Source organism: Brevundimonas sp. (assembly GCF_031082345.1).
Lineage (GTDB): Bacteria > Pseudomonadota > Alphaproteobacteria > Caulobacterales > Caulobacteraceae > Brevundimonas.
The window spans coordinates 1-3,662 of the sequence record NZ_JAVHLH010000275.1; the positions used below are offsets into that span (position 1 = coordinate 1).

Genomic DNA, 3,662 nt, shown 5'->3' on the forward strand with positions numbered 1-3,662 from the left:
CGCCTGCGCCACGGCGGTCCCGGCCCCGATCTGGACCGGCGGCCACGCCGGGTGGACGGCGGCGGAGGCCGAGGTGCGGGCGATCGGCCTGGGGATTCCGGGCGGCGCCATGCTGGCCGAGGGGGTGCGGTTCGCGGGGGGCGTCGAGCTGGTGCTGGAGCCAGACTCGCCGCTGCACAGCCTGTCGGACCTGAAGCTGGTCGACGACGACGACTTCCTGTCGGTGAGCGACGCCGGAGATCTGGTGCGCGGGCGGCTGCGGCTGGACGAGGACGGCCGGATCGAAGGCGTGGAGGGGCTGCGCCACCGGCGGCTGACCCTGACGGACGGATCGCCGATCACCGACAAGGCCGACGGCGACGCCGAGGCGCTGTTCCTCGACCCGGAGGGCCGCCTCGCCGTGGCCTTCGAGCGCCGGCATCGGCTGTGGTCCTACGGCCCGTTGGACGCGCCGACGGCCCCGACGCCCCTCGCCTCGCCCGAGATGGACTTCCCGCTGAACGGCGGCATGGAGGGGGTCTCCGCGGCCCTCGGCGGATGGCGGGTCGCGGGCGAGTCCGGCGGCGTCTGGGACTGTGCGACGCGGGGCTGCCGGGTGGTGGTCGCGCCGCCGCCCGAGCCGGTTGCCGACAGCGACTACCGGATCACCGGCCTGGACCGCGACCCGGACGGCGACGGCTTCTGGGTGATCGAGCGGCGCTTCCGTCCGCCGGTCGACGTGCGGGCGCGGATCCGGCGGATGGCGGCGGACGGGACGCTCGGGCCGGTGCTGGTCGAGTTGAGCCTGCCGTCGACCGTCGACAATTTCGAGGGGATCGCCGCGATCGAACGCGGCGACGGCGTGCGGCTCTACATCCTGTCGGACGACAACAACAATCCGCGCCAGCGCACCCTGCTGCTGGCCTTCGACGTCAGACCCGTTCGCTGATCTTGATGGCGGCGCGGCAGCCCGCCTTGATCACCGCGCTGAGCAGGCCGTAGCCGGGGGCCTCGCGGCTGCCATGGGCGACGGCGTGGTCGTGGTGGGCCAGTTCCTCGTCGCGGAATTTGGTCAGTTCGGCGGCCAGTTCGGGATCGCGGTCGGACAGTTCGGAAATCTGGTCGGCGTAGTGCTCCTCGATCACGCTCTCGACCGCCTCGGTGCAGGCGTGGGCGGCCTTCTCGCCCAGCAGGGCGGTGCCGGCGCCGAGGCCGAGTGCGGCGAGGCGCCAGACCGGGGTCATGACCGTGGGGCGCACCCGTTCGGCGTTGAGCAGGGCCTCGAAGCGGGCGAGGTGGACGGCTTCCTGGGCCTGCATCTCACCCATGTCGGCGGCGACGGCGTCCTTGCCCGGACGGCCCTCGAATACGGCCTTCTGGGCCCGGTAGATGTGGACGGCGGCGTATTCGCCGGCGTGGTCGACGCGCAGGATCTCGGCCCGGCGGCGGCGGCTGGCGCCCCGGCCGGGATGGGCCAGGCGGACGGGGCGGGACTCAGGGTCGGGGCGCACGGGCATCCTTGGGCCTCTTGGCGGCGAACAGGCTGAACACCGCGAGCGCGGTGGAGATCAGCACGTTCCATCCTGCCATGGACAGGCCGAGGAAGCGCCACGTCACCGCGTCGCAGAGGACCGCGCGTTCGGTGGGACCGTTCCCGAAGGCGATCGCCGCCAGTTTCTCGAGATCGACATCCCCGCCGCCGGCGCAGGCCGCCGGAAGGGTCCACCACTGGTTCTCGCCGCCCATGTGGAACAGGGCGGTAACCGCGCCGGTGGTGAAGACCACGGCCAGCAGGAAGGCCGCGATGCGCGGGGTGCCGCGGCTGCCGCGGCTGATCAGATGCCAGAGGGTGGCCACCAGGGCGATGGCGACGGCGCCCCAGTAAACCTCACGCTGCTTGAGGCAGAGGTTGCAGGGGGCGAGACCGCCGAAGCGCTCGAACGCATGCGCCGCGCCGAGCAGCGCCAGCGAGGCGGCGAGGGCGAAGGCGGTCCACCACCGCGTCAGGAGTCGATAAAGGCCTCTCATCGGATGTCGTTCATAGCCGCGCTTGAGGGCGGCGTCGATGAGGGTCGAGGGGCGAGGGGAAATGCGAACTACGCGCCGTTTCCCGGCCGCAGGCTTCTGATGCAGGAGAGCCCAAGGGGGGGGCCGGAGCGCCGAACCCTCGTCCCTCGTCCTTCGTCCCTCAGAGCATCTTCACCGCCACGATGGCCCCGACCAGCACGACGATGCCGATCATGGTCCACATCGCCAGCCGCTTTTCGACCATGGCCAGGACGGCCGGTCCCCAGCGCTTCAGAACCCACGCCTCGGCGAAGAACCGCCCGCCCCGGGTGATGGCGCAGAGGGCGACGAACAGGGGGAAGTTGAACTGGAAAATGCCCGAGGCGATGGTGATCAGCTTGAACGGGATCGGGGTCAGGCCCTTGATCAGGATGACCCAGGCGCCGTGCTGCTGGAACAGGGCCTTGGACGCCTCGAAGGTGTCGGCCTTGCCCAGCCACGACAGGATCAGCATGCCGACGTCGGTCAGGAAATAGCCGATGGCGTAGCCCAGCATGGCGCCGAGCACGGAGGCGACCGTGCAGACCGTGGCGTAGAAATAGGCCCGCTCGGGCCGCGCCAGGATCATCGGGCCCAGCATCACGTCCGGCGGGATGGGGAAGAAGGAGCTCTCGGTGAAAGAGACCACGGCGAGGGCCGGTGTCGCATGCCGGCTGCGGGCCAGGTTGAAGACCCAGTCGTAAAGCTTGCGAAGCATGCCGTCCCCGATGATGGGCCCGAGGGCGCCGGAGCCCCGCCTCTAGCAGGGGTCGCGGCCCGGCGCACCTGCCGAAACAGGCCGTGAGTCGCCGTCGCGGCCATCGGTCGCTATAGAGACCGGCTCCCCGCCTCTCCCCAAGGACGGACGACCATGCGCTATCTGCACACCATGGTCCGCGTGACGGACCTCGACGCCTCCCTGCGGTTCTGGTGCGACCTGCTGGGGCTCGAGGAGGTGCGCCGGATGGAGAACGAGGCCGGGCGCTACACCCTGGTCTTCCTCGCCGCCCCGGCCGACCGGGCGCGGTCGGAGGCCGAACGGTCGCCGGAGGTCGAGCTGACCTACAACTGGGATCCGGATCCGGAGCCCTATGGCGGCGGACGCAATTTCGGCCATCTGGCCTACAAGGTCGACGACATCCATGCCGCCTGCCAGAGGCTGATGGACGGCGGGGTGACGATCAATCGGCCGCCGCGCGACGGGCGCATGGCCTTCGTCCGCTCGCCGGACGGCATCTCCATCGAACTGCTGCAGGAGGGCGCCGCCCTGTCCCCCGCCGAGCCCTGGGCCTCCATGCCTAACACCGGGAGCTGGTAAGCTGAGACAACTGACCCTCGCCGCCCTGGCGCTGGCGACCCTGCCGGTGCTGGGCGCCTGCGCCTCGACCTCCGAGACCCACCCGTCGCGCACGGCGACCGAGCAGCTGCTGGTGGCGCGCGCCGCCGACCGCGCGGTCGAGGGCCTGACCCTGCCGATCCCGCGCGGCACGCGGGTCTATGTCGACGACGCCTATTTCCGGGCCGAGAACGCCCCCTATGCGGTCAGCGCCATCCGGTCGGCGCTGTCGGAGGCGGGCTATTCCCTCGCCCCGTCGAAGCAGGAGGCCGCCGCCGTGCTGGAGCTGCGCGCCGGCGCG

Annotated in this window: 6 protein-coding genes; 3 read left to right on the forward strand and 3 right to left on the reverse strand. The window is 71.4% G+C overall.

All coding sequences use genetic code 11. From position 1 onward, the window contains the following. Window positions 1-928 (forward strand): esterase-like activity of phytase family protein (locus RDU12_RS13900; RefSeq protein ID WP_308685202.1); only part of this gene is annotated, 928 nt, incomplete at its 5' end. On the opposite strand, the gene RDU12_RS13905 is transcribed toward RDU12_RS13900, so the two are convergent. The 3 genes from RDU12_RS13905 to RDU12_RS13915 form a co-directional block, all read right to left on the reverse strand. Beyond that, entirely contained in the window at window positions 912-1,496 is a 585-nt protein-coding gene (locus RDU12_RS13905; RefSeq protein WP_308685203.1) for a demethoxyubiquinone hydroxylase family protein, read from the reverse strand. The genes RDU12_RS13900 and RDU12_RS13905 overlap by 17 nt on opposite strands. Further along, on the reverse strand, window positions 1,474-2,007 hold the full coding sequence (locus RDU12_RS13910) for a disulfide bond formation protein B (RefSeq protein ID WP_300293179.1): 534 nt from the start codon (window positions 2,005-2,007) through the stop codon (window positions 1,474-1,476). The genes RDU12_RS13905 and RDU12_RS13910 overlap by 23 nt, the downstream gene beginning before the upstream one ends. 160 nt (window positions 2,008-2,167) lie before the next feature. Continuing rightward, window positions 2,168-2,743, reverse strand: a complete 576-nt coding sequence (locus RDU12_RS13915) for a YqaA family protein (protein ID WP_300293177.1) — start codon at window positions 2,741-2,743, stop codon at window positions 2,168-2,170. 153 nt (window positions 2,744-2,896) lie between these two features. Here RDU12_RS13915 and RDU12_RS13920 point away from each other — a divergent pair, with 153 nt between their 5' ends. Both RDU12_RS13920 and RDU12_RS13925 read left to right on the forward strand, forming a co-directional pair. Beyond that, window positions 2,897-3,343 (forward strand): VOC family protein, encoded by a 447-nt coding sequence (locus RDU12_RS13920; RefSeq protein ID WP_308685204.1) that lies wholly within the window; start codon window positions 2,897-2,899, stop codon window positions 3,341-3,343. 46 nt (window positions 3,344-3,389) lie between these two features. Next, a partial coding sequence (locus tag RDU12_RS13925) for a DUF6655 family protein (protein ID WP_374990226.1) occupies window positions 3,390-3,662 on the forward strand: 273 nt, incomplete at its 3' end.

Coding starts and splice junctions, on each gene's coding strand:
- RDU12_RS13905 (WP_308685203.1), bottom strand. CDS start 1,496: ATGCCCGTGCGCCCCGACCCTGAGTCCCGCCCCGTCCGCCTGGCCCAT.
- RDU12_RS13910 (WP_300293179.1), bottom strand. CDS start 2,007: ATGAGAGGCCTTTATCGACTCCTGACGCGGTGGTGGACCGCCTTCGCC.
- RDU12_RS13915 (WP_300293177.1), bottom strand. CDS start 2,743: ATGCTTCGCAAGCTTTACGACTGGGTCTTCAACCTGGCCCGCAGCCGG.
- RDU12_RS13920 (WP_308685204.1), top strand. CDS start 2,897: ATGCGCTATCTGCACACCATGGTCCGCGTGACGGACCTCGACGCCTCC.